This is a genomic window from Pseudoxanthomonas daejeonensis (assembly GCF_010093205.1).
Classification (GTDB): domain Bacteria; phylum Pseudomonadota; class Gammaproteobacteria; order Xanthomonadales; family Xanthomonadaceae; genus Pseudoxanthomonas; species Pseudoxanthomonas daejeonensis.
Map to the genome: position 1 here is coordinate 1 of NZ_PDWN01000020.1, position 22371 is coordinate 22371.

At 69.9% G+C, this 22371-nt stretch carries 21 protein-coding genes; 12 read left to right on the forward strand and 9 right to left on the reverse strand.

What is annotated here, in order from left to right:
• Positions 1-45: 45 nt before the first annotated feature.
• The 4 genes from CSC65_RS15820 to CSC65_RS15835 all read left to right on the forward strand — a co-directional run bounded on the left by CSC65_RS15820 (position 46) and on the right by CSC65_RS15835 (position 2875).
• A complete protein-coding gene (locus CSC65_RS15820; protein WP_162411548.1) occupies positions 46-531 on the forward strand; it encodes a TPM domain-containing protein in 486 nt (161 codons plus the stop codon).
• A gap of 159 nt (positions 532-690) precedes the next feature.
• Positions 691-1581, forward strand: coding sequence for a prolipoprotein diacylglyceryl transferase (gene lgt, locus CSC65_RS15825; protein WP_162411549.1), 891 nt, complete (start codon positions 691-693; stop codon positions 1579-1581).
• On the forward strand, positions 1578-2372 hold the full coding sequence (locus tag CSC65_RS15830) for a thymidylate synthase (protein WP_162411550.1): 795 nt from the start codon (positions 1578-1580) through the stop codon (positions 2370-2372). Before lgt ends, CSC65_RS15830 begins: the two co-directional genes overlap by 4 nt.
• 5 nt (positions 2373-2377) lie before the next feature.
• Positions 2378-2875 carry a dihydrofolate reductase gene (locus CSC65_RS15835; RefSeq protein WP_162411551.1) on the forward strand — a complete coding sequence of 166 codons (498 nt, stop codon included), beginning with the start codon at positions 2378-2380 and terminating at the stop codon, positions 2873-2875.
• A 59-nt stretch (positions 2876-2934) separates the two neighbouring features.
• Here the strand turns inward: CSC65_RS15835 and CSC65_RS15840 are convergent, their stop codons facing one another.
• The 5 genes from CSC65_RS15840 to CSC65_RS15860 all read right to left on the reverse strand — a co-directional run bounded on the left by CSC65_RS15840 (position 2935) and on the right by CSC65_RS15860 (position 8422).
• The gene (locus CSC65_RS15840) at positions 2935-3786 is read right to left on the reverse strand and encodes a symmetrical bis(5'-nucleosyl)-tetraphosphatase (protein ID WP_162411552.1); all 852 of its coding nucleotides are present in this window, start codon (positions 3784-3786) and stop codon (positions 2935-2937) included.
• Between the two features lie 10 nt (positions 3787-3796).
• Entirely contained in the window at positions 3797-4180 is a 384-nt protein-coding gene (apaG, locus tag CSC65_RS15845) for a Co2+/Mg2+ efflux protein ApaG (RefSeq protein ID WP_162411553.1), read from the reverse strand.
• Between the two features lie 243 nt (positions 4181-4423).
• A complete protein-coding gene (rsmA, locus tag CSC65_RS15850; RefSeq protein WP_162411554.1) occupies positions 4424-5206 on the reverse strand; it encodes a 16S rRNA (adenine(1518)-N(6)/adenine(1519)-N(6))-dimethyltransferase RsmA in 783 nt (260 codons plus the stop codon).
• Between the two features lie 167 nt (positions 5207-5373).
• A complete protein-coding gene (locus CSC65_RS15855) occupies positions 5374-6774 on the reverse strand; it encodes a sigma-54-dependent transcriptional regulator (RefSeq protein WP_162411555.1) in 1401 nt (466 codons plus the stop codon).
• Positions 6775-6823: 49 nt separating this feature from the next.
• Positions 6824-8422, reverse strand: a complete 1599-nt coding sequence (locus CSC65_RS15860) for a sensor histidine kinase (protein WP_162411556.1) — start codon at positions 8420-8422, stop codon at positions 6824-6826.
• A gap of 231 nt (positions 8423-8653) precedes the next feature.
• On the opposite strand from CSC65_RS15860, the gene sucC reads away from it, so the two are divergent.
• From sucC to CSC65_RS15885, 5 genes are all read left to right on the forward strand, one after another.
• Complete coding sequence (gene sucC, locus CSC65_RS15865; RefSeq protein WP_162411557.1) at positions 8654-9817, forward strand: ADP-forming succinate--CoA ligase subunit beta; 1164 nt, start codon at positions 8654-8656, stop codon at positions 9815-9817.
• A gap of 85 nt (positions 9818-9902) precedes the next feature.
• Positions 9903-10778, forward strand: coding sequence for a succinate--CoA ligase subunit alpha (gene sucD / locus CSC65_RS15870; protein ID WP_162411558.1), 876 nt, complete (start codon positions 9903-9905; stop codon positions 10776-10778).
• Between the two features lie 749 nt (positions 10779-11527).
• Positions 11528-12037: a sigma-70 family RNA polymerase sigma factor gene (locus tag CSC65_RS15875; protein WP_238390431.1), complete on the forward strand. Its 510-nt coding sequence runs from the start codon at positions 11528-11530 to the stop codon at positions 12035-12037.
• 20 nt (positions 12038-12057) lie between these two features.
• Positions 12058-12723: a serine/threonine protein kinase gene (locus CSC65_RS15880; RefSeq protein ID WP_162411560.1), complete on the forward strand. Its 666-nt coding sequence runs from the start codon at positions 12058-12060 to the stop codon at positions 12721-12723.
• Positions 12724-12801: 78 nt separating this feature from the next.
• A complete protein-coding gene (locus CSC65_RS15885; RefSeq protein WP_162411561.1) occupies positions 12802-14439 on the forward strand; it encodes an NAD+ synthase in 1638 nt (545 codons plus the stop codon).
• 356 nt (positions 14440-14795) lie between these two features.
• Here the strand turns inward: CSC65_RS15885 and CSC65_RS15890 are convergent, their stop codons facing one another.
• Positions 14796-15671, reverse strand: a complete 876-nt coding sequence (locus CSC65_RS15890; RefSeq protein WP_162411562.1) for an outer membrane protein assembly factor BamD — start codon at positions 15669-15671, stop codon at positions 14796-14798.
• A gap of 101 nt (positions 15672-15772) precedes the next feature.
• Here CSC65_RS15890 and rluD point away from each other — a divergent pair, with 101 nt between their 5' ends.
• Together rluD and pgeF are read left to right on the forward strand one after the other, a co-directional pair.
• Positions 15773-16771, forward strand: a complete 999-nt coding sequence (gene rluD, locus CSC65_RS15895; protein ID WP_162411563.1) for a 23S rRNA pseudouridine(1911/1915/1917) synthase RluD — start codon at positions 15773-15775, stop codon at positions 16769-16771.
• Between the two features lie 4 nt (positions 16772-16775).
• Positions 16776-17573, forward strand: coding sequence for a peptidoglycan editing factor PgeF (gene pgeF / locus CSC65_RS15900; protein WP_162411564.1), 798 nt, complete (start codon positions 16776-16778; stop codon positions 17571-17573).
• Here the strand turns inward: pgeF and otsA are convergent.
• From otsA to otsB, 3 genes are read right to left on the reverse strand one after another with little or no spacing between them, the layout of a single operon-like run.
• A complete protein-coding gene (gene otsA, locus CSC65_RS15905; RefSeq protein ID WP_162411565.1) occupies positions 17557-18954 on the reverse strand; it encodes an alpha,alpha-trehalose-phosphate synthase (UDP-forming) in 1398 nt (465 codons plus the stop codon). The two genes, pgeF and otsA, sit on opposite strands and share 17 nt — an antisense overlap.
• Complete coding sequence (locus CSC65_RS15910; RefSeq protein ID WP_162411566.1) at positions 18951-20744, reverse strand: glycoside hydrolase family 15 protein; 1794 nt, start codon at positions 20742-20744, stop codon at positions 18951-18953. The genes otsA and CSC65_RS15910 overlap by 4 nt, the downstream gene beginning before the upstream one ends.
• Before the next feature lie 29 nt (positions 20745-20773).
• On the reverse strand, positions 20774-21574 hold the full coding sequence (otsB, locus tag CSC65_RS15915) for a trehalose-phosphatase (RefSeq protein WP_162411567.1): 801 nt from the start codon (positions 21572-21574) through the stop codon (positions 20774-20776).
• A 280-nt stretch (positions 21575-21854) separates the two neighbouring features.
• On the opposite strand from otsB, the gene CSC65_RS15920 reads away from it, so the two are divergent.
• Positions 21855-22322, forward strand: a complete 468-nt coding sequence (locus CSC65_RS15920; protein WP_425501381.1) for a DUF3574 domain-containing protein — start codon at positions 21855-21857, stop codon at positions 22320-22322.
• The last annotated feature ends 49 nt before the right edge of the window (positions 22323-22371 follow it).

Below are 22371 nucleotides of genomic sequence, written 5' to 3' on the forward strand. Positions count from 1 at the left end.
CGGTGGTGGCATGTCCGGGGGCGGTGGCGCCTCGGGGCGGTGGTGATGCGCTGGCTGCGCCATCTGTTCGCGCCTTCGGCGGCGCGCCGGTTCCCTGCCGCGCGGCTGGAGCGGATCGCGGCGGCCATCGCCAGCGGCGAGCGCCTGCACGACGGCGAGGTGGTGTTCGCGGTCGAGGCGGGGGTGCCCTGGCGCGCGCTGGTCGACGGCATGGCGCCGCGCGAGCGCGCCCACGAAGTCTTCGCCCGCCTGCGGGTGTGGGACACCGGATCCAACAACGGCGTGCTGCTGTACCTGCTGCTGGCCGACCACGCGATCGAGATCGTCGCCGACCGCGGCCTGCACGGCCGGGTCGCCGATGCCGAGTGGGAAGCGGTGTGCCATGCCCTCGAGCAGGCAATGGCCGGTGGCGAGGCGCTGGAATCGGCCGTGGTGGCGGGCATCGAGCGGATATCCATCCTGCTGGCCCGGCATTACCCCGCCACCGGTGCCAGCCGCGACGAGCTGCCCGACCGGCCGGTGCTGTTGTAGGGCACCGGCCGCGGCACGATTCCACGAGGCGGGGACAGTGCTGCGCCTCGCGGCCGTTCCGCGTTGCACGTGCTGCGGCCAGGCGCAAGGGCGGTTGAGCGCGCGCCGCGACGCCGGGCTCGGGCACAATGGGGCCCAGTTCCCCGGAGCCCACGCGCAATGATCGTCCTGCACCAGATCGATCCGATCGCCCTGTCGCTGGGACCGGTGCGCGTGCACTGGTACGGGATCATGTACCTGCTCGGCTTCGGCATGGCGTGGTGGCTCGGCCAACGGCGGATCCGCGCCGGTCGCCTGCCCGGCGTCGATGGCAACGCCTATTCGGACCTGCTGTTCTACGCGATGCTCGGTGTCGTGCTGGGTGGGCGACTGGGTTACGTCCTGTTCTACGCGCTGGGCGAGTTCATGAGCGACCCGCTGATGCTGTTCCGCGTCTGGGACGGAGGCATGAGCTTCCACGGCGGCCTGCTCGGCGTGCTGGCCGCGGCCTGGTTCTGGTCACGCAAGCAGAAGCTGCACTTCTTCGACACGATGGATTTCGTCGCGCCCCTGGTGCCCCCGGGCCTGGGCTTCGGCCGGCTCGGCAACTACATCGGCGGCGAGTTGTGGGGCAAGTACACCGAGGCCGGCTGGGGCGTGGTGTTCCCGACCGGCCTGCCCGAGCAGTACCGCGGGCTGGATCCGGCGGCCTTGCAGGCACAGTTCGATGCCGGCGCGCTCGATGCGTTCGCGCGCCATCCCTCCCAGCTCTACCAGGCCGTCCTCGAGGGCCTGGTGATGTTCTGCGTCCTGTGGTGGTTCTCCGCCAGGCCGCGGCCGCGCTACGCGGTGGCCGGCATGTTCGCGCTGCTCTATGGCGTGTTCCGTTTCGCCGTGGAGTTCGTGCGCATGCCCGACGCGCAGCTGGGCTACCTGGCGTTCGGCTGGCTGACCATGGGCCAGGTGCTGAGCCTGCCGCTGGTCGCGCTGGGCCTTTACCTGTTGTGGCGGTCGCACGACGCGCCGGTGCTGCAGCCCTTGCCCGCCACGGCACGGGAGGCCGCCAAATGAAGCAGTACCTCGACCTGCTCGGTCATGTGCTCGAACACGGCACGGAGAAAGCCGACCGCACCGGCACCGGCACGCGCAGCGTGTTCGGCTGGCAGATGCGCTTCGACCTGGCCGAAGGCTTCCCGCTGGTCACCACCAAGAAGCTGCACCTGCGCTCGATCATCCACGAGCTGCTGTGGTTCCTGAAGGGCGAGACCAACGTCGCCTACCTGAGGGACAACAAGGTCAGCATCTGGGACGAGTGGGCCGACGACGATGGCGAACTGGGTCCGGTCTACGGCAAGCAGTGGCGGCGCTGGACCGGCAGCGACGGCCGCGAGATCGACCAGATCCGCTGGGTGGTCGACGAGATCCGGCGCAACCCCGACTCGCGCCGGCTGATCGTCAGCGCCTGGAACGTGGCCGACCTGCCGAAGATGGCGCTGATGCCGTGCCACACGATGTTCCAGTTCTATGTCGCCGACGGACGCCTGAGCTGCCAGCTGTACCAGCGCAGCGGCGACATCTTCCTCGGCGTGCCGTTCAACATCGCCAGCTACGCGCTGCTGACCCACATGGTGGCGCAGGCGACGGGCCTGGAGGTCGGCGACTTCGTGCATACCCTGGGCGACGCCCACCTGTATTCGAACCATTACGAGCAGGCGCGCGAGCAGCTGTCGCGCACGCCGCGCGCGATGCCGACACTGCGGCTCGATCCCGCGGTGAAGGACCTGTTCGACTTCACCTTCGAGGACATCGCGATCGAAGGCTACGAGCCGTTGCCGGCGATCAAGGCGCCGGTGGCGGTCTAGGCGCGATGAAGGTTTCGCTGGTCGCGGCGCTGGACCGCAACCGCGGCATCGGTCGTGGCAACGACCTGCCGTGGCGATTGCCGGACGACCTGAAGCGGTTCAAGGCGTTGACCCTGGGCAAGCCGGTCCTGATGGGCCGCAGGACCGCCGAATCGCTCGGTCGGTCACTGCCCGGGCGCACGAACCTGGTCTTGACCCGCGGCGGATCGGTACCGTTCGACGGCATGGTTGCGGTGGCCTCGATCGAGGAGGCGATCTCGCTGGCGCAGGACGAAGGCGCGCAGGAGCTGTGCGTGATCGGTGGCGGCGAGGTCTATGCGCTGGCCCTGCCGCGCGCGGACGTGCTGCACCTGACCGAGGTCGACACGGTGGTCGCCGATGCGGACACGTTCTTCCCGGCCTGGGACCCTGCCCAGTGGCGGGAGCTGGCGCGCGAACCGCATCCCGCCGATGCGAAGCATGACCACGCCTTCCAGTTCGTCGACTACGCACGCGCGAGCTGAGGTCCGACCCGCAAAGCCCGGACAGGGCGCTCCCTGTGGGGGCGGCATCGCCGCCGGCCTTATTCCCGGCGCAGGTGCGGCGGCAGTGCCTGCACGTCGCGACCCGGCACCTGGACGACGCGCAGTTCCTCGCTGTCCAGCTGCAGCGCGGTGAGCTTGCCGCCCCAGACCGCGCCGGTGTCGATGGCGTGGATGCCCTGGGTGAGGGTCAGGCCCAGCGTGGACCAGTGGCCGCAGACGATCTTCAGGTCGCGCTCGACGCGGCCCGGCGCCTCGTACCAGGGATACAGGCCGGCGGCCTGGGTGCCGGGCGGACCCTTTTCCTCGATCGCGATGCGTCCGCGCGGGGTGCAGTAGCGCGCACGGGTGAACCAGTTGATCGTCGCGCGCCAGCGATCGTGCCCGCGCAGGCCCGATGACCAGTTCGGCCGGTCGCCGTACATGTTGCGCAGCAGGCCGCGGTAGCCGTCGCCGCGCAGCTGCTGCTCGATCTCGCCGGCGTACTGCTCGGCGTGCTGGGTGGTCCACTGCGGGGCGAGGCCGGCATGGACCATCATCCAGCCCAGTGCGCGGTCGGCATGCACGAGTTTCTGCCGTCGCAGCCAGCCCAGCAGTTCGCCGCTGTCCTCGGCCAGCACCACGCGCTGCAGGTCCGGATTGACCTTGCGCTTCTCGGCCGGCGGACGTTCGCCGATGGCCAGCAGCGAAAGGTCATGGTTGCCCAGCACCACCACGCTGCGCTCGCGCAGCGAATGGACCAGGCGCAGGGTTTCCAGCGACTGCCCGCCGCGGTTGACCAGGTCGCCGCAGAACCAGAGCGTGTCGGCGGCCGGATCGAAGCGGATCCGTTCGAGCAGGCGCTGCGTGGCGTCGTAGCAGCCCTGCAGGTCGCCGATGGCCCAGGTGCTCATCGCGGCGGCCTCAGTGCAGGGTCCGCGGCACGGTCAGCAGGAACGGGGCGATGGGTGCATCGAAGCGGGTGCCGTCGGCAGCCAGCAATTCATAGCTTCCCTGCATCGCGCCGTCGCCGGTCTCCAGCACCACGCCGGAGGTGTATTCGAAATCCTCGCCCGGCTCCAGCCAGGGCTGCTCGCCGACCACGCCATCGCCGTGCACTTCCTCGATGCGGCCGTTGCCGTCGGTGATGTGCCAGTGGCGCGCCAGCAGGCGCGCGGCGACGCGGCCGCTGTTGCGGATGCGGATGGTGTAGGCGAACACGTAGCGCCCGGAGTCGGGCTCGGACTGGTCCGCGAGGAAGCGCGGTTCCACTTCCACGTCGATCGCGTAGGGCTTCGAATACTGCATGGCGACAGTTTAAGCAAAAAGCGCGTGATGGCCGAGGGGAAGGATCCGCGGCTGCGATACGGCCCTCCGGGACGCGTGTTTCCAGGGGTTCGCGCAGCGGGTCGTGGCCCGCGATATGACCTGGCTGGGTTCCCGGGTCGTGCATGTACGGTGCAGGCGCCGCCATCTGCGGCACCTGTATGCCGATTCCATGGCGGCAGCGCTTTTGTAGGGGCAGGGCGGAGCGGACGGACCTGCGAGGGGTTACGCGCCCTTTGCGTTGGCCAGGCGAACGAACGCCGCGACCTCGATCTGCTCGGCGCGCGCATCGGGACTGACGCCGGCGGCCTCGAACTGGGCGGCGTCGCAAACGCCGTTCAACGCGTTGCGCAGGGTCTTGCGGCGCTGGCCGAACGCGGCGCGCACCACGTCGGCGAAGCGCTTTCGATCCTCGATGCCGACCGTGGCCGGGTCGCGCGGCACCAGCCGCACCACGGCGGAATCCACCTTCGGCGGCGGGCGGAACGCACCCGGCGGCACCACGAACAGGGGCTGCACCTGGCAATACGCCTGCAGCATCACGCTCAGCCGTCCGTAGACCTTGCTGCCGGGCCCGGCGCCCATCCGGTCGACCACCTCCTTCTGCAGCATGAAGACCATGTCGCGAATCGACGCGGCGTGGTCCAGTGCATGGAACAGGATCGGCGAGGAGATGTTGTAGGGCAGGTTGCCGCACAGCTTGAAGGGCGTGCCCGCGGCCAGCGCGGTGAAGTCCACCGACAGCACGTCGCGATGGACGATGGTGAGGTCGCCGACGCCTTCGGCCATCGCGGCCAGCGGGCCCACCAGGTCGCGATCGAATTCGATCACGGTCAGCGCGTCATGGCGGCGCAGCAGGGGCAGGGTGATCGCGCCCTGGCCCGGGCCGATCTCCACCACCCGGTCACCCGGTTTCGGATCCACCGCCTGGACGATGCGCTCGATGTAGACGCGTTCGTGCAGGAAATTCTGGCCGAGGGATTTCTTGGGCTGGTGGCTGCTGCTCATGCGCCATTATCGCCGGCGGGAGCCGGGTCGGGTGCCTTTGCCATTCCGCTTCTCGATTCCCATGGCGGCGCATGCCCGCGGACGCGTCGCCATCGGGCGCATGCCTTGTCCAGGACCGTGTCGAAGCGCCGCAGGCGCCATGCCGCGGGTAACCGGGCCGCCAGGCCTCAGTCCATCCCCAGCTTCTTGAGCTTGTAGCGCAGCGCGCGGAAGGTGATGCCCAGCTGCGCGGCGGTCCGGGTCTTGTTCCAGCGGTTCTCTTCCAGCGCCTTCTGGATCGCGGCGCGCTCGAGCTGTTCGATGTACGAGGGCAGGGCGCCGGTGCCCGGGTCCAGGTCCAGGACCGCTTCGGCCTGCACGGCCTGGGCCGGGTTTGCAGGGTCCGACGGCGAGCCGCTGCGGGTGATGGCCTGTGGCAGGTGCAGGTCGGACGTGTCGATGCTGTCGCCTTCGGCCAGGGCCAGGGCGCGCTCGAGCACGTTCTCCAGCTCGCGCACGTTGCCGGGGAAGGCATAGCCGGCCAGCGCGTCCATCGCCGCGGGGGTGAGTGCGATCGCGTCGCGTCCCTGCCCGGCGGCCAGGCGCTGCAGGATCGCGCTGGCCAGCTGCGGCAGGTCGCCGGTGCGCTCGCGCAAAGGCGGAACGCGCAGCTCGATCACGTTGATGCGGTAGTAGAGGTCGTGGCGGAAGCGGCCGTCGGCGACCAGATGGCCGAGGTCCTTGTGCGTGGCCGAGAGGATGCGCACGTCCACCGGCACTTCGCCGGCGGCACCGACCGCGCGCACCGACTTCTCCTGGATCGCGCGCAGCAGCTTGACCTGCATCGGCAGGGGCAGCTCGGCGACTTCGTCGAGGAAAAGGGTGCCGCCACTGGCTGCCTGGAACAGGCCCGGCTTGTCGGCATGGGCGCCGGTGAAGCTGCCCTTCTTGTGGCCGAAGAACTCGCTCTCCATCAGCTCGGCCGGGATCGCGCCGCAGTTGACCGGGATGAACGGCCCCGCGCCACGCGCGCCCTGCTCGTGGATGGTGCGGGCGACCAGCTCCTTGCCCACGCCCGACTCGCCCAGGATGTAGACCGGGGCCTGGCTGCGCGCGACCTTGGCGATGGTGGCGCGCAGGGTGGCCATCGCGGTGGACTCGCCGAGCAGGCGGCTGGCCTGCTCGGGCGGGGTCGGCGGTGGCTTGGGCCGCTCGGTGTTGTTCAGTTCCAGCGCATGGCGGACCAGGCCGCGCAGGACGTTGATGTCCACCGGCTTGCTGACGAAGTCGAAGGCGCCGGCCTTCAGCGCCTCGACTGCCAGGTCCATGCTGCCGAAGGCGGTGATCATCGCCACCGGGGTCTGCGGATGGTTGCGCGAGATCTCGCCCACCAGTTCGATGCCGCTGCCGTCGGGCAGGCGCATGTCGGTGAAGCACAGGTCGTAGCGGTTGTTGCCCAGCAGTTCGCGGGCTTCGGAGAGGTTGGCTGCGGTATCGACCCGCAACCCCATGCGACCCAGCGTCAGTACCAGCAATTCGCGGATATCGCGCTCGTCGTCGACGATCAATGCACTGCGGCCAGGGCTCATGCCGGAACGATAGCCGAGTCGGCGATTCGGGCCAAGTCTGGAATGGGCGTCACAAAGACAGGATCGTGTTCGGCCCCTGCAGGGCGACCCGGAAACAGGCGCCGCCACCCGGGACCGGGACGTAGTCCAGGGTCGCCTGGTTGGCCCGGCTCAGCTCCCGGGCGATGTACAGGCCCAGCCCGGTGCCGTGCTCGGAGGTGGTGAAGAACGGCCGGAACAGCTGCGCGATCACGCCCTCGGGGATGCCGGGGCCACGGTCGAGGATGTCGACATAGGCATTGCGCCCGTCCTGGAACACCCGCAGCCGGACCCGGGAGGGCTCGTCCATGATCCGGCCGTACCGGAGCGCGTTGTGCACCAGCGCGGTGAGGATCTGCTGCAGGTGCTTGGGGTCGACCAGCGCCTGCACCGGCTGCGCCGGCACGATCGCTTCCAGGCTGTCGGTCTCGATCGAGAGGGTCTGCCGGTAGTCGTCGACGAAGCGGCGCACGAACCCGCCCAGGTCGATGTTCTCCGGATTGGCGCGCTCGCGCCGGGCCAGGCCGAGCACGCTCTCGACGATGCCATTGGTGCGCAGGCACTGCTGGTGGATGATCTGCAGCAGGCGGCGGTCGGCGTCATCCACGTTCCGCGACTCCTCCAGCAACTGCACCGCGTAGTTGATCGCCGCCAGCGGGTTGCGGATCTCGTGGGCCAGGCTGGCCGAAAACCGGCCCAGCGCGGCCAGGGTCAGCGACTCGGCCCGGCGCGAGACTACGGTCGTGTCATCCAGGAACACCAGGGTCAGCTCGCTGTCGGCCAGCAGCCGGGCGAAGCGCGGCTGGACCTCGGGCTGGTCCGGGAACAGCTGCAGGGGGGTGTCGTCCACCTGCCAGCCATTGCGCCAGCGCTGCAGGCGCCGGGACAGCTCCGGCGCCATCTGGTTCAGCCCGCCGGTGCTGGCTTCGCCGCCGTCGCCCAGCAGCAGCGAGGCCGCCTCGTTGGCCAGGGTAATGGTGTTGTCCGCGTCGACCACCAGCACGCCGGTGCGCATGCGGCGGATGATCAGTTCGTTGATCTCCACCAGATTGGCGACTTCGGCGGTGCGCTGCTCGGCCAGCCGCTGGCTGGAGCGGGCGCGGTGGCCGATCTGGTTGCCCAGCCAGGCCAGGGCCAGGTAGCTGGTGACGAACATGGACAGCTCGGCCAGCGAGCGCGGCGGCTCGCCGTCGGCCAGGCTCGACCACAGGTATTGCACCACCAGGGCCAGGCTGGCCAGCGCGGCGATGCTCATGGCGAAGCGCAGCGGCAGCAGCATGGCGGCGGCGGCCACGTTGAACAGCAGCATCATCGCGATGCCGGCCGCGACCGAGGGCAGGGCGTGGGTGATCAGGGTGGCGGCGAGGATGTCGATGCAGGCCCCGCCGAACACCAGCGGCACCAGCCAGCGCTCGTTGCGGCCCAGCAGCAGCAGGGCCACGGCGGCGACCATGTAGAAGACGGCCACGGTGCCGCCGAGGGTGACGTTGCGCGCGTCGCCGATCATTGCGGCGATCGGGCTGAATACCAGCGCCGCCAGGATCGCCGCTTCCAGCACCCGGTACAGGCTGAAGAAGTACAGCTCGCGCCGGGGGATCGACTCGATGCGGTTGATAAGCGAGGCGGCCAAGCAGGGACTCCATGTCGCGCGCGGGCCAGTATAGGGTCGATTCACGCCGCCCCGGCCCGGCGGCAGCGGGGGTCAAGCCGCCCCGGCGGCCGTTCCGGGCCTGCGGGGGCCGCGTTTTGCACCGCCGCCGCGTTGTCGGCGACAATATCGCCCCCGCCCCGACAGCCCCGGCCTTGTTTGCCCGGATCCGGCACCCGGCCCGGCGGTCGTTCCCCACCCCACTGGTGAAGCATGAATTTCCACGAGTACCAGGCGAAACAACTGTTTGCCGACTACGGCATCCCGGTCCCGGCAGGACGCGTCGCGTCCACCCCGGCTGAAGCGGTAGACGCGGCCAAGTCCCTCGGCAGCGGTCCGTGGATGGTCAAGGCGCAGATCCACGCAGGCGGCCGCGGCAAGGCCGGCGGCGTCAAGTTCTGCAAGACCACCGACGACGTGTTCAACGCGGCCATCGGCATGCTCGGCACCAAGATGGCCACCTACCAGTCCGCAGGCGTGGCGCTGCCGGTGAACCTGGTGCTGGTCACCGAGGCCGGCGAGATCGCCAAGGAACTCTACCTGTCGGTGCTGGTCGACCGCGGCAGCAAGTCGATCACCTACATCGCCTCGTCCGAGGGCGGCGTGGACATCGAGACGGTCGCGGCCGAGACCCCGCACCTGATCCAGACCCTCAACGTGAACTTCGTCGAAGGCCTGCAGCCGTACCAGGCGCGCGACGTCGGCTTCGCCCTGGGCCTGAACGCCAAGCAGGTCGGCCAGCTGGTCAAGATCATGACCGGGCTGTACCGCCTGTTCAACGAGAAGGACCTGGCGCTGGTCGAGCTGAACCCGCTGGCGATCCTGGACAGCGGCGACCTGTACGCGCTCGACGGCAAGATCAATTCCGACGACAACGCCAGCTTCCGCCATGCCGACCTGGTCGCCATGCGCGACAAGAGCCAGGAGGACGAGACCGAGGTGCTGGCCAGCCAGCACGACCTCAACTACGTCACCATGGACGGCAACATCGGCTGCATGGTCAACGGCGCCGGCCTGGCGATGGCGACCATGGACGTGATCAAGCTCAACGGCGGCGAGCCGGCGAACTTCCTCGACGTCGGCGGCGGCGCCACCAAGGAGCGCGTGACCACCGCGTTCAAGCTGATCCTGTCCTCGGACAAGGTCAAGGCGATCTTCGTCAACATCTTCGGCGGCATCGTCCGCTGCGACATGATCGCCGAGGGCATCATCGCCGCGGTCAAGGACGTGGGGGTCAAGATCCCGGTGATCGTGCGCCTGGAAGGCACCAACGTGGAAGAAGGCAAGCAGCTGCTCAAGGACAGCGGCCTGGCCATCATCCCCGCCGACGACATCAACGACGGCGCCAAGAAGTCGGTCGCCGCGGTCGCCGCCTGAACCCATTCCTGCGGCAATCCGCCACCGGTCGCGCCGCGAGCATGCGGCGCGCCGGAAGCGACCCGCGACGAGCAAGGATTAGAAAATGAGCGTCCTCGTTAACAAGAACACGAAGGTGATCGTGCAGGGCTTCACCGGCCAGCAGGGCACCTTCCACGCCGAGCAGATGGTCGAGTACGGGACCAAGGTCGTCGGCGGCGTCACCCCGGGCAAGGGCGGCCAGACCCACATCGGCCTGCCGGTGTTCAACACCGTCGCCGATGCGGTCAAGGCCACCGGCGCCGATGCTTCGGTCATCTACGTGCCGCCGCCGTTCGCGGCCGACGCGATCCTCGAGGCGGCCGCGGCCGGCATCAAGGTCATCGTCTGCATCACCGAGGGCATCCCGGTGCTGGACATGCTGCGCGTGAAGAACGTGCTCAACGGCTACGAGGGCGTGACCCTCATCGGCCCGAACTGCCCCGGCGTGATCACCCCGGGCGAGTGCAAGATCGGCATCATGCCGGGCCACATCCACATGCCGGGCAAGATCGGCATCGTGTCGCGCTCGGGCACGCTGACCTATGAAGCGGTCAAGCAGACCACCGACGTGGGTCTGGGCCAGTCGACCTGTATTGGCATCGGCGGCGACCCGATCAACGGCCTGAACTTCGTCGACTGCCTCAAGCTGTTCAACGAGGACCCGCAGACCGAGGGCATCATCATGGTCGGCGAGATCGGCGGCAGCGCCGAGGAAGAAGGCGCCGAGTACATCAAGCAGTACGTGAAGAAGCCGGTCGTCGGCTTCATCGCCGGCGCTTCGGCCCCTCCGGGCAAGCGCATGGGCCACGCCGGCGCGATCGCGTCGGGCGGCCAGGGCACGGCCGAGGGCAAGTTCGCCGCGATGGAAGCGGCCGGCGTGACCACGGTCCGCTCGCCGGGCGACCTGGGCGCTGCGATCAAGGCCCGCCTGGGCGGCTGATCCACGCGACTGCGCGACACGAAGAAGGCCGCCTCCGGGCGGCCTTCTTTTTTGCTGCCTTGCCAGCGTTATGCAGCAGAAGCGCCGGCTTCGGCCTGGGCCGCCGTCCTGCCGGGGTGTGGCTTACCCCTCGGGCGGACATCCCTGTCCGCACTCGGGCCGTGGCACATCCATGTGCCACTTGCGCCACACCCCGACAGGACGGCGTCCTCGGGGGCGTTGAGGTCGCGGCTTCGATCGAGGTGGCGAGGAGCGGGCAGGCACCGCAACGGCGGGGGAGTGGCCGTGCTGTGGACCCTGTCGCGGGCGTTCGCCGTGGCCTTCGCCATGCGAGCGGGCTTGCCGCTGATAGGGCATGGGAGCGGGCGGTGGCTTCATGGCGCCGGAGCGGAGCCCCGGCCTGGACGTTCCCGAAGACGTGGCAGTACGGGTGTGTTGCGGCAGCGGACAGGGATGTCCGCGTCGGCGCGAGGGCACAGGGATGTGCCCTCGCGCAGACCGCAACACACCCGTACTGCCGCGGCTCAGCCCGAAGCTGCGCGCTTGCCGCCCTCCGACCCAACGCCGGCGCTCCCGAGCCCGCCGCCGGGCTTTCCGCTGCGCCGCCGGCGCTGTCGAGGCCCGACTCCGGGGCTTTCCACCGCGGCAGGCAGGCAGGGGGGCGTGACAAACCGGCCGGGCCGGCGAATCACCCGTGCATTGGACACAATGACCCACGGAAGCGATCCCGGATGGAACTCGCCACACCCATGACCGAAACCCCGGCCCAGGCGTTCGATGCGCTGCTGCAACGGCATCGCGGCATCGTCCTCAAGATCGCCGGCAGTTATGCGCGCAGCGCCGAGGATCGGGCCGACCTGGCCCAGGAGATCGCGGTGCAGCTGTGGCGGGCGTGGCCTGGCTACGACCCGGCGCGCAGCTTCTCGACCTGGATGTACCGGATCGCGCTCAACACTGCGATCTCGTTCCTGCGCGGGCAGGCCGGCGCCGAGCGCTCGGTGCCGCTGGACGACCATGCCGACACCCTGGCTGGCGGTGCGGCGTTCGATCCGGAAACGCACGAGCGCCTGCGCCTGCTGCAGCGATTCATGGCCACGCTCGGACCGCTCGACCGCGCCTTGCTGCTTCTCTACCTGGAGGAACGCAGCGGGCGCGAGATCGCCGAGGTGCTGGGCATCGGCGAGAGCAACGTCACCACCCGCATCGGGCGGATCAAGCAGCGCCTGCGCGACTACGCCGCCGCCTCCTTCCACGACTGATCCCCACGACCGGATATCCGATGGACACGACCATGGAACTCGACGAACTGAAGAATGCCTGGCAGGTGCTGGGCCGGCAGCTGGAACGGCAGGACGCGCTGCAGTGGCAGCTGCTGCGCGAACGCAAGCTCGAGCACGTGCGCCGCGGCCTGCGCCCGCTCGCCTGGGGACAAGGCTTGCAGGCCTTGCTGGGGATCGGTCTGATCGTGCTGGGCGTGGCGTGCTGGACGCGCAACACGGCGGTGCCGGGGCTGTTCTGGACCGGCCTGCTGGTGCATGCCTTCGGCGTGGCGCACGTGGCGCTGGCCGGGATCACCCTGGGAATGATCGGTACGTTCGACTACTCGGCGCCGGTGCTGCGGATCCAGAAGCAGATGGCGCGGCTGCGCGGCATCTACGCGATCAGCGCGAACGTGTGCGGTGCGCCGTGGTGGGTGATGTGGGTGCTGGTGGTGGTCGCCTTCGCCGGCCTGGGCGAGGTGGACCCGGCTGCTGGAACCCCCCTGTGGATCCAGATCAGCCTGGCGCTGGGCGTGGCCGGATGGCTGGGCACGTACGCGTTGTCCTGGATTTCCAGCCGTCGCGCACGGCGTGCGGGGCGCGAGGGCGGCTTCCTCGACGAGAGCGATGCGATCCGCCGCGGCCGCGCGCTGCTGGACGAGATCGCCGAGTTCGAGCGCGACTGATCGCCGCGGCGGCGGGACGACCACAAGTCCGCAACGTCGCGCCGGTATCATGGGCCCATCCCACGAACGGTCGACGCCATGAAGGATTCCCTGCGTATTGCCCTGGCCCAGTTCGATTTCCCGGTCGGCGCGGTCGCGAGCAACGCGGAGCGGATCGGGGCGATGATCGCCGAGGCCCGCGACGAGTTCGGCGCCGACATCGTCCTGTTCCCCGAGCTGGCGATCAGCGGCTATCCGCCCGAGGACCTGCTGTTGCGGCCGTCGTTCCTGGCTGCCTGCGAGGCGGCGGTGCACGAGGTGGCCAAGGCCGCGACCGGGATCGTGGCGGTCGTTCCCTGGCCCGAATCGGCCGGCAGCGTGCTCTACAACGCCGCCAGCGTGTTGCGCGACGGGCGCATCGAGGCGACGTACCGCAAGCGCGAGCTGCCCAACTACGCGGTGTTCGACGAGCGCCGCTACTTCGAGGTCGACCCCAACGGCGGGTCCTGCGTGTTCGACGTCGAAGGCGTGCCGGTGGGCGTGCTGGTCTGCGAGGACCTGTGGTTCCCCGAGCCGCTGGCCGATACGGTGGCCGCCGGCGCGCAGCTGGTGCTGGTGCCCAACGCGTCGCCGTTCGAGCGCGGCAAGCACGCCCAGCGCGACGCACTGCTGGCCGGGCGCACCCGCGAATCGGGCGCCGCCCTGGCGTATCTCAACCTGGTCGGCGGACAGGACGCGGTCGTGTTCGACGGCGCTTCGGTGGTGGCCGACGGCGACGGCACCGTGCATCCGGCGGCGGCCGCGTTCACCGACCAGTGGCTGGTGGTCGACTACGACGTCGCCTCGCGCCGGTTCATGCCGATGCAGTGGATGGACGATGGCGACGAGAGCATGGATGCGCTGGCCTGGCGCGCGGTGGTGCGCGGCATCCAGGACTACTGCGGCAAGAACGGCTTCTCCAAGGTCTGGCTGGGCCTGTCGGGCGGGATCGATTCGGCGCTGGTGCTGGCGCTGGCGGTCGACGCGCTGGGCGCGGACAACGTCACCGCAGTGCGGCTGCCGTCGCGCTACACCGCCGACCTGTCCAACGACCTGGCCGCCGAGCAGTGCGCCGCGCTCGGGGTGAAGCTGGAAACGGTGGCGATCGAGCCGGCGTTCACCGGCTTCCTGCAGGCGCTGGAAGCGATGTTCGAGGGCCAAGAATCCGGCATCGCCGAGGAGAACCTGCAGTCGCGCAGCCGCGGCGCGATCCTGATGGCGCTGTCCAACAAGTTCGGCGGACTGCTGCTGACCACCGGCAACAAGAGCGAATACGCGGTCGGTTACGCGACCATCTACGGCGACATGTGCGGCGGCTACGCCCCGCTGAAGGACCTGTACAAGACCGAGGTGTTCGGCCTGGCCAAGTGGCGCAACACGGTCGGTGGTGCGCCGGTGATCCCGCCGGCGGTGATCGCGCGGCCGCCTTCGGCCGAGCTGCGCGCAAACCAGACCGACCAGGACTCGCTGCCGGCCTACGACGTGCTCGACGGCATCCTCTACCGCTACGTCGACCAGGAACAGTCGCGCGACGAGATCGTCGCCGCCGGCTACGCGGCCGAAGTGGTGGACCGGGTGTTGCGGCTGGTGCGCACCAGCGAATGGAAGCGGCACCAGGCCGCCCCGGGGCCGAAGGTGTCGCGACGCGCCTTCGGCCGCGAGCGGCGCTATCCGGTCAGTAATGGCTTCGGGGGCTGATGCCCCCTCGCGCGCGGAATCACACCCCACCCTGCAGCGGCCACTCCGTAGGAGTGGGCGCGACCGCGACACCGAGGGCATCGGAGCCGCGAGGCGTCGCCCGTCCCCCGATCTCGGTGTCGCGGGCTGAACCCCGCTCCTACAACACCCGCGCCGCAGCGGTCGCTATGTAGGAGCGGGCACGACCGCGACACCGAGGACGTCGGAGTTCCGAGGCATTGCCCGTCCCTAACCTCGGTGTCACGGGCTGGACCCCGCTCCTGCAAGATCTTGCAGCGGCGCGTCAGGGCCCGGAAACGCGAAAGGCGCGCCAGGGGCGCGCCTTTCCTTGTATCGATGCCGCGTCGGCCCGCGTGTCAGTCGCGGGTCGCGTTGCGCTGGCCGGTCGGCGAGACCTCGCCCGCGAACGGGTTCAGCTTGCGGATCGCCCACGGATAGTCCGGCCAGCTGCCGTGCAGCAAAGGGTGCTCGGGGTCGTTGAGCTGCAGCACGCGCCGGGCGTCGGCGGCCAGCGTTTCGTTGCCCTGTTCCGTGTAGGCGGCGGCCAGGACGGCGATCGCGTCGTTCTGGAAGGCGCTCTGCGGGTAGGTCTCGAGGATGTACTGGGCGCGGCTGATCGCCGACAGCCAGGCGCCGCGGCGCATGTAGTACAGCGCGATGTCCATTTCGTGGCGGGCGAACAGGTCGCGCAGTTCGGCCATGCGCTCGCGCGCATCGGCGGCGTAGCGGCTGTTGGGATAGCGCTGGACCACGCGCGAGAAGTCGTCGTAGGCCTGCTGCGGCGACGCGAGGTCGCGCCGGCTGGGGTCCAGCGACCACACCCGCTGCAGGAACACCGCGTCGCGGTTGGAGTTGGACAGGCCGCGCAGGTAGTAGAAGTAGGCGATGTTGCGGTGGGTCGGGTAGGTGCGGATGAAGCGGTCGATGGTGGCTACCGCGTCCTCGTGCTTGCCGGCCTTGAACTGGGCGTAGGCGGTCTCCATCAGCGCCTGCTCGGTATAGGCACCGTACGGGTACTGCGCGACGAGCCGCTTGAAGGTCTTCTCCGCTTCCGACCAGTTGCCACGCACCATCTGGCCGTGGGCCTTGTCGTAGAGCTCGGTGACCGCCAGGCCCTCGTCGGCGTCTTCCTTGCTGTTGCGGCCGCAGCCGGTGGCCAGGAAGGCCAGCGCCAGCAGCAGGGCGGCCAGGCGCAGCGGGGCGGGGAGGGCGAAGCGGGAGCGATGGGCCATCGGGGGCGTAAGGCGCGGAAACGGAAGGGCCGATGATAGCCTAGTGGCCTGTCCGGCGACTGACTCCCAGTGCCGGACCGTCCCCGCACCGGCTTTTTTCCATGTCCCTGTCCGCACCCGACCCCTCCGATCTGCCGTCGCCCCGGCAGGCCATCGTTCCCGACGAGTCCGCCGGCCGCCGCTTCGACGCGGTGCTGGCCGACCTGTTCCCCGAATACTCCCGCTCGCGCCTGTCGACCTGGATCAAGTCCGGGGACGCATTGCTGGACGGCCAGCCCGCGCGCCCGCGCGACCTGGTGCGGGGCGGGGAGGCGGTGACCCTGGCCGCGGTGGCCGAGGTCCAGACCGAGGCCGAGCCCGAGGACATCCCGCTCGACATCCTCTACGAGGACGCCGACGTGTTCGTGCTGGACAAGCCGGCCGGCCTGGTCGTGCATCCCGGCGCGGGCAATCCGTCCGGCACCCTGGTCAACGCGCTGCTGCACCGCGATCCGGGCCTGTCGATGCTGCCGCGCGCCGGCATCGTCCATCGCCTGGACAAGGACACCAGCGGGGTGATGGTCGTGGCCCGCACCCTGCCGGCGCACACCGGGCTGGTCGCGCAGCTGGCCGCGCGCGAGGTGCATCGCCAGTACCTGGCCGTGGTCGTGGGCGCGCTGGTTTCCGGCGGCACCGCCAGCGCCGGGATCGACCGCCACCCGCGCGACCGTTTGCGCATGGCGGTGCGCGAGGACGGCAAGGAGGCGGTGACCCACTTCCGCCTGCGCGAGCGCTTCCGCAACCACACCGCGCTGGAATGCCGGCTGGAAACGGGCCGCACGCACCAGATCCGCGTGCACATGCAGCACCTGCGCCATCCGATCGTCGGCGATCCGCTGTACGGCGGTCCGCTGAAGCTGCCCAAGGGCGCGACCGAAACCCTGGCCGCGCGCCTGCGCGGGTTCAAGCGCCAGGCGCTGCACGCCGAGACGCTGGAGTTCACCCATCCGGTCAGTGGCGAGCAGGTGCGCGTATCGGCGCCGGTGCCGGCCGACCTGGTGGAACTGCTGCGCGCGTTGCGCGAAGACACCCGCGCCTGGGACGAAAGCCAGCGCCGCTGATCCGATGAACCTCCGGCCGGAACACGCGTCCATCGACCGCGCGCTGCTGCCCGCGAACTGGCCCGCTCCGCCGGGCGTGGTCGCGTTCACCACGCTGCGCCATGGCGCGGGCGTCTCGGTCGCGCCTTTCGAAAGCTTCAACCTCGGCGCGCGCAGCGGCGACGATCCGCATGTGGTCGCGGGCAACCGCGACGCACTGCTGCAGGGGGCCGGGCTACCCGCGCCGCCGTACTGGCTGCGCCAGGTGCATGGCACCGGGGTGATGCGTTTCGACGCGCCGCTGGCGACCCAGGCCAGCATCGATGACGAGCCCGAAGCCGATGCGGCGGTCACATCCGCGCCCGGCGCGGTGCTGGCGATCCTCACCGCCGACTGCCTGCCGGGCGTGTTCGCCGCCGTGGACGGCAGCGAAGCCGGCGCCGCGCACGCCGGCTGGCGCGGCCTGGCCTCGGGCGTGCTCGAAGCGACCGTGGCGGCGATGCACACGCCACCGTCGCGGCTGGTCGCGTGGCTGGGGCCGGCGGCCGGGCCACAGGCCTACGAGATCGGTGTCGAGGTGCGCGAGGCTTTCGTCGGCGCCGATCCCGGCGCGGCGGACGCGTTTGCCGCGACCCGCCCCGGCCACTGGCGCGTGGACCTGTACGCGCTGGCGCGTCGTCGCCTGCAGGCGGCAGGCATCCCGGCCGCGTCCATCCACGGCGGTGGCCTGTGCACGATCACCGACGTGCCGCGCTTCTACTCGCACCGTCGCGACGCACGCACCGGGCGGATGGCGACGGTGGCGTTCATCCGTCCGGCGTAATCCCGCCGGTGGCTCCGCAGGATTCCAGTGCCGCCAGGTAGCTGCGCCGCCAGGCGTGGATGTCGTGGATGCGCAGGTAGTCGAACATCGCGTGCCAGCGCTCCTTGCGCCTGGACAGCGGCATCGTCGCGGCACTGGCGATGGCGTCGGCCACGCCGTCCAGGTCGTGGGGATTGACCAGCAGCGCCTCGCCCATTTCCTGCGCCGCGCCGGCCAGCAGCGAGAGCACCAGCACCCCGGGGTTCTCCGGATCCTGCGCGGCCACGTATTCCTTGGCGACCAGGTTCATGCCGTCGCGCAACGGAGTGACCAGGCCCACGCGCGCGCTGCGGTAGAAGCCGGTGAGCGTGGGGTGCGGGAAGTTGCGGTTGACGTAGCGCAACGGTGTCCAGTCCGGTTCGGCGTGACCACCGTTGATGTGCCCGGCGATCTGCTCGAGCTGGCTGCGCAGCACTTGGTACTCGCCGACGTCGCCGCGCGAAACCGGCGCGATCTGCAGGTAGGTCAGGCTGCCTTTCTGGTCCGGATGGCGCTGCAGGTAGCGCTCGAAACCGTGGAAGCGTTCGGGCAGGCCCTTGGAGTAGTCCAGCCGGTCCACGCCGATCGCCAGCAAGCGCCGCTCCAGGCTGGTCTGCAGCTGGCGCACCGCCGGCTTGGACATCGCAGCGGCCGCCTGCCGCGCGATGTGCGCGGTGTCGATGCTGATCGGGAAGGCGCCGGTCCTGAAGCGGCGCCCGCCCGGTGCCTCGAGCTCGTCGTCGCCGACGATCCTGCCACCCCCGTAAAGCCGCACGTAGGAATGGAAGCGGTCCCTGTCGCGACGGGTCTGGAAGCCGACCAGGTCGTATGAATACAGGGTCGACATCAGCCGCTGGTGGTCGGGCATGGCCATCAGCAGGTCCGCCGACGGCACCGGCACGTGGAGGAAGAAGCCGATCCTGCACCCGATCCCGCGCTCGCGCAGCAGCGACGCCAGCGGGATCAGGTGGTAGTCGTGGATCCAGACCGTGTCGTCCTCGCGCAGCAAAGGCGCGAGCTTGTCGGCGAACAGGGCGTTGACCCGCCGGTACCCTTCCCGCGTGGCACGGTCGTAGTCGACCAGGTCCAGGCGGAAGTGCAGCAACGGCCACAACGTACGGTTGGAGAAGCCGTTGTAGTACGCGTCGTGGTCGGCGCGGTCCAGGTCGACGGTGACGTAGCGGATTTCGGCGTCGCGCTGTTCGTGCACCTCGCCACCGGGGCCGCGCACGACTTTCCCGCTCCAGCCGAACCACAGGCCGCCGCGCTCGCCCAGCGCCGCCTGCAAGGCCACCGCCAGGCCGCCGGCGCGGTTTTCGCCGGGCAGGGAAACCCGGTTGGAAACGACCACCAGCCGGCTCACGAGGCTTCCTGCCAGGAACGCGACAGGCGCATCGCGGCGATGATCAGGCCCACGTGCGAATAGGTCTGCGGGAAGTTCCCCCAGCCTTCGCCGTCCTCGAAGGCCATGTCTTCTGAAAGCAGGCCGAGGTGGTTGCGCCGGGCCAGCACGCGCTCGAACAGTTCGCGCGCCTCGTCCATGCGCCCGATCGCGGCCAGCGCGTCGATGTACCAGAACGTGCAGATGGTGAAGCTGGTTTCCGGCGTGCCGAAATCGTCCGGGGCGACGTAGCGGAACACGCCGTCGCCGTGCCGCAGTTCGCGACCGATGGCCTCGACCGTGGCGACGTAACGTGGATCGTCGGCGGCGACGAAGCCGATGTCGGCCAGCAGCAGCAGCGACGCGTCAAGGTAATCGCTCTGGAACGAGGCGCTGAAGTGGTTGGCGTCCGGCCGCCATGCCTGTTCCAGCGTGGCGGCATGTATGGTGTCGGCGCGATCGCGCCAGTAGGCCGCGCGGCCGTCCAGGCCCAGCCGCGAAGCGATCTTGGCCAGGCGGTCACAGGCGGCCCAGCACATCGCCGCGGTGTAGGTGTGGACCTCGGCGCGGCCCCGGAACTCCCACAGGCCGGCATCGGGCACGTCGTGCAGGGCGAAAGCGCGTTCGCCCAGCGGCTCGAGCCGGGCGAAGGCGTGGGCATCGCCCGGATCCACCAGGCGCTGGTCGAAGAACAGCTGGGTGGAGGCCAGCACGACGCTGCCATAGACATCGTGCTGCTTCTGGATCCAGGCCAAGTTGCCGCGCCGCACCGGGCCCATGCCGCGGTAGCCGGCCAGCGATCCGACTTCGTGTTCCTCGAGCTTCTCCTCGAAGCCGATGCCGTACAGCGGCTGCAGCGTGCCGTCATGGGTGGCGATGTTGAAGATGTAGCGCAGGAACTCCTCCATGCTGCGGGTCGCGCCCAGCCGGTTGAGCGCGCGCACCACGAAGGCCGCGTCGCGCAGCCAGCAGTAGCGGTAGTCCCAGTTGCGCGACGAGCCCGGCGCTTCCGGGATCGAGGTGGTCATCGCCGCGATGATCGCGCCGCTGTCCTCGTACTGGCACAGCTTGAGGGTGATCGCGCTGCGGATCACCGCCTCCTGCCATTCCAGCGGGATCGACAGGTAGCGCACCCATTCGCGCCAGTAGTCGCGGGTGCGCGTCAGCGCTTCCTCCACGTAGCCTTCGATCGAGCGCGCCAGCGGCTCGTCCGGTCCCAGCACCAGGTGCAGGCGATGGCTGAGCACGAACGGCAGCCCGTCGCGGACGAAACGCACCGGGACGTCGGTGCTCAGGCGCAGGGTGAAGCCCGGCAACAGCCAGCGCATGTGGTTGCTGCCCCAGGTGTGTTCGGGCACGCGCGCACCCCAATCGGCCAGCGGCCGCGCGCGCACGCGGATGCGGGGACTGCCTGACAGCGGGGTGATCCGGCGGATGATCGAGACCGGCCGGTAGAAGCGCCCGTTCTGCCGCCAGCGCGGGGCGAAGTCTAGGATCTCCAGCGCGCCGCCCTGGCTGTCGTGCAGGACCGTGCGCAGCACCGCGGTGTTGGGCACGTAGGCCTGTTCGGAACGGGCGAAGTCCTCCAGCTCGATGCCGAAGTCGCCACCCTCGTGTTCGCGCGGCGACAGCAGCGCGCAGAAGGCGGGATCGCCGTCGAACGCGGGCAGGCATCCCCAGACCACGCGTCCGCGGGCGTCGACCAGCGCGCCGAAGCTGCCGTTGCCGCTCACGCCCAGTTGCAGGTTCGACTCGTGTACTTGGACTTGCATTGCGCTCCTCGTGTTTGCCCCGCGTGTCGTCATCCGTCCGCGCCCGCGCCCGTGCTGCGCCGGGCCATGACGCTCGCCTGCAGCGCATTCGCGCGCAGCCATTCATGGACCGCGTCCGGGTCGGCCAGGGCATGGCGGGCGATGCTGCCGGCACGGGCGCCGACCAGCACGCTCCAGCCGCCGCCGCGATGGGCGGCGGCGAAGCCGAATTCGTCGGTGAGGTCGTCGCCGATGAACACCGGCAGGCGTCCGGCAAAGGGCGGCCGCGCCATCATCCGTTCCACCGCCGCGCCCTTGTCGCTGCCTTCGGGCACGAACTCGATCACGTGGTCGCCCGGCTGCAGGCGATATCCCGGCAGGCCAGCGATGCGCTCGCGGGCGAATCCCGCGACCGAGTCGGCCGCCTGCGGCGCCGCGCGCCAGTGCAGCGCCAGGCTCACGCCCTTGTCTTCGACCAGTACGCCCGGATGCGCCGCGGCCAGGTGGGTGGCCGCGCGATGCAGCTCGTGCAGGAACGCGGAGGTGTCCTCGGGAATGTCGGCCGCTGCCTGGGCATCGCCACGGAATTCATGGCCATGCAGCCCGGCCGCCGGCAGGCGCAGCGGTGCGAACAGCGTGTCCAGCTGCACCAGTGGGCGGCCGCTGACCAGGGCGACCGCGCCTTGCAGGCGGTCGCTGATCGCGCCGATCGTTTCCAGCACCTGCGCGGGCACGCGCACGGACGCCGGGTCGGTGCTGAACCCGATCAGGGTGCCGTCCACGTCAAGGAACAACGCGCAGTCGTCGTCGAGCGGCGGCGGCGACGGGCGTGGGAGGTTCGCGTCGGCCATGGCTGCATTGTGGACCCGGTGCCGTGATGCCCGGGTTACGTGGCCTGGCACGGCCGGTGCCCTGCGGGTACAGCGACGTGGGCGATGTCACCGGAAGGCGCGCGCGAATGCGCTCCACTGGCCAGCCGGCCGGGATTCGTGCGGCCGGACGCAGGGCTATGATCGCCGCACCGCAAACTGGCAAGTCATGCCGTGGCATCTGCTCATGCCACGGTGTTGTTTGCCCGCCGGCGATGCGGCCGACACGCTGCCTGCCGCACGGGAACGCACGTCCATGTCGATCCGCACACTCTTTCCCATCCTGTTGGCTTCGCTGCTTGCCGCATGCGCCGGTGCGCCTCCTCTACCCGCCGATGCCCCAGCGCCGCACATCGAGGGAGACGCCGCGCGCGCCGCGCAGGCGCAGGGCTGGCTACGCAGCGAGCTGTACTTCGGGATGGGCAGCGAGGACGGCGCCCCGTCGCGTGTGCAGGCCGAGCCGACCAGCGAGGAACGCTGGCGCGAATTCCTCGATCGCGAGGTCACCCCGCGCTTTCCCGACGGGCTGACCGTGTTCGACGCCTACGGCCAATGGCTGTTCCGCGGCGATCCCGGCCCCGACCGCCTGCGCACCAAGGTCCTGGTCGTCCTCCACGAGGACACGCCACGAAGGCGCGCCGACATCGAAGCCATCCGCCTGGCCTGGAAGCAGGCGACCGGCCACCAGTCGGTCCTGTGGTCGCGGCACCCGGTCGAGGTGGCGTTCTGACCGTTCCTGTGATCGCCGTAATGTTGCGTTATCGTTAATCCCCCCCCCC

What these genes read in the sequence shown, in the direction of transcription:
- CSC65_RS15820 (WP_162411548.1), top strand. Translation starts at nt 46, where the DNA reads ATGCGCTGGCTGCGCCATCTGTTCGCGCCTTCGGCGGCGCGCCGGTTC.
- lgt (WP_162411549.1), top strand. Translation starts at nt 691, where the DNA reads ATGATCGTCCTGCACCAGATCGATCCGATCGCCCTGTCGCTGGGACCG.
- CSC65_RS15830 (WP_162411550.1), top strand. Translation starts at nt 1,578, where the DNA reads ATGAAGCAGTACCTCGACCTGCTCGGTCATGTGCTCGAACACGGCACG.
- CSC65_RS15835 (WP_162411551.1), top strand. Translation starts at nt 2,378, where the DNA reads ATGAAGGTTTCGCTGGTCGCGGCGCTGGACCGCAACCGCGGCATCGGT.
- CSC65_RS15840 (WP_162411552.1), bottom strand. Translation starts at nt 3,786, where the DNA reads ATGAGCACCTGGGCCATCGGCGACCTGCAGGGCTGCTACGACGCCACG.
- apaG (WP_162411553.1), bottom strand. Translation starts at nt 4,180, where the DNA reads ATGCAGTATTCGAAGCCCTACGCGATCGACGTGGAAGTGGAACCGCGC.
- rsmA (WP_162411554.1), bottom strand. Translation starts at nt 5,206, where the DNA reads ATGAGCAGCAGCCACCAGCCCAAGAAATCCCTCGGCCAGAATTTCCTG.
- CSC65_RS15855 (WP_162411555.1), bottom strand. Translation starts at nt 6,774, where the DNA reads ATGAGCCCTGGCCGCAGTGCATTGATCGTCGACGACGAGCGCGATATC.
- sucC (WP_162411557.1), top strand. Translation starts at nt 8,654, where the DNA reads ATGAATTTCCACGAGTACCAGGCGAAACAACTGTTTGCCGACTACGGC.
- sucD (WP_162411558.1), top strand. Translation starts at nt 9,903, where the DNA reads ATGAGCGTCCTCGTTAACAAGAACACGAAGGTGATCGTGCAGGGCTTC.
- CSC65_RS15875 (WP_238390431.1), top strand. Translation starts at nt 11,528, where the DNA reads ATGACCGAAACCCCGGCCCAGGCGTTCGATGCGCTGCTGCAACGGCAT.
- CSC65_RS15880 (WP_162411560.1), top strand. Translation starts at nt 12,058, where the DNA reads ATGGACACGACCATGGAACTCGACGAACTGAAGAATGCCTGGCAGGTG.
- CSC65_RS15885 (WP_162411561.1), top strand. Translation starts at nt 12,802, where the DNA reads ATGAAGGATTCCCTGCGTATTGCCCTGGCCCAGTTCGATTTCCCGGTC.
- CSC65_RS15890 (WP_162411562.1), bottom strand. Translation starts at nt 15,671, where the DNA reads ATGGCCCATCGCTCCCGCTTCGCCCTCCCCGCCCCGCTGCGCCTGGCC.
- rluD (WP_162411563.1), top strand. Translation starts at nt 15,773, where the DNA reads ATGTCCCTGTCCGCACCCGACCCCTCCGATCTGCCGTCGCCCCGGCAG.
- pgeF (WP_162411564.1), top strand. Translation starts at nt 16,776, where the DNA reads ATGAACCTCCGGCCGGAACACGCGTCCATCGACCGCGCGCTGCTGCCC.
- CSC65_RS15910 (WP_162411566.1), bottom strand. Translation starts at nt 20,744, where the DNA reads ATGCAAGTCCAAGTACACGAGTCGAACCTGCAACTGGGCGTGAGCGGC.
- otsB (WP_162411567.1), bottom strand. Translation starts at nt 21,574, where the DNA reads ATGGCCGACGCGAACCTCCCACGCCCGTCGCCGCCGCCGCTCGACGAC.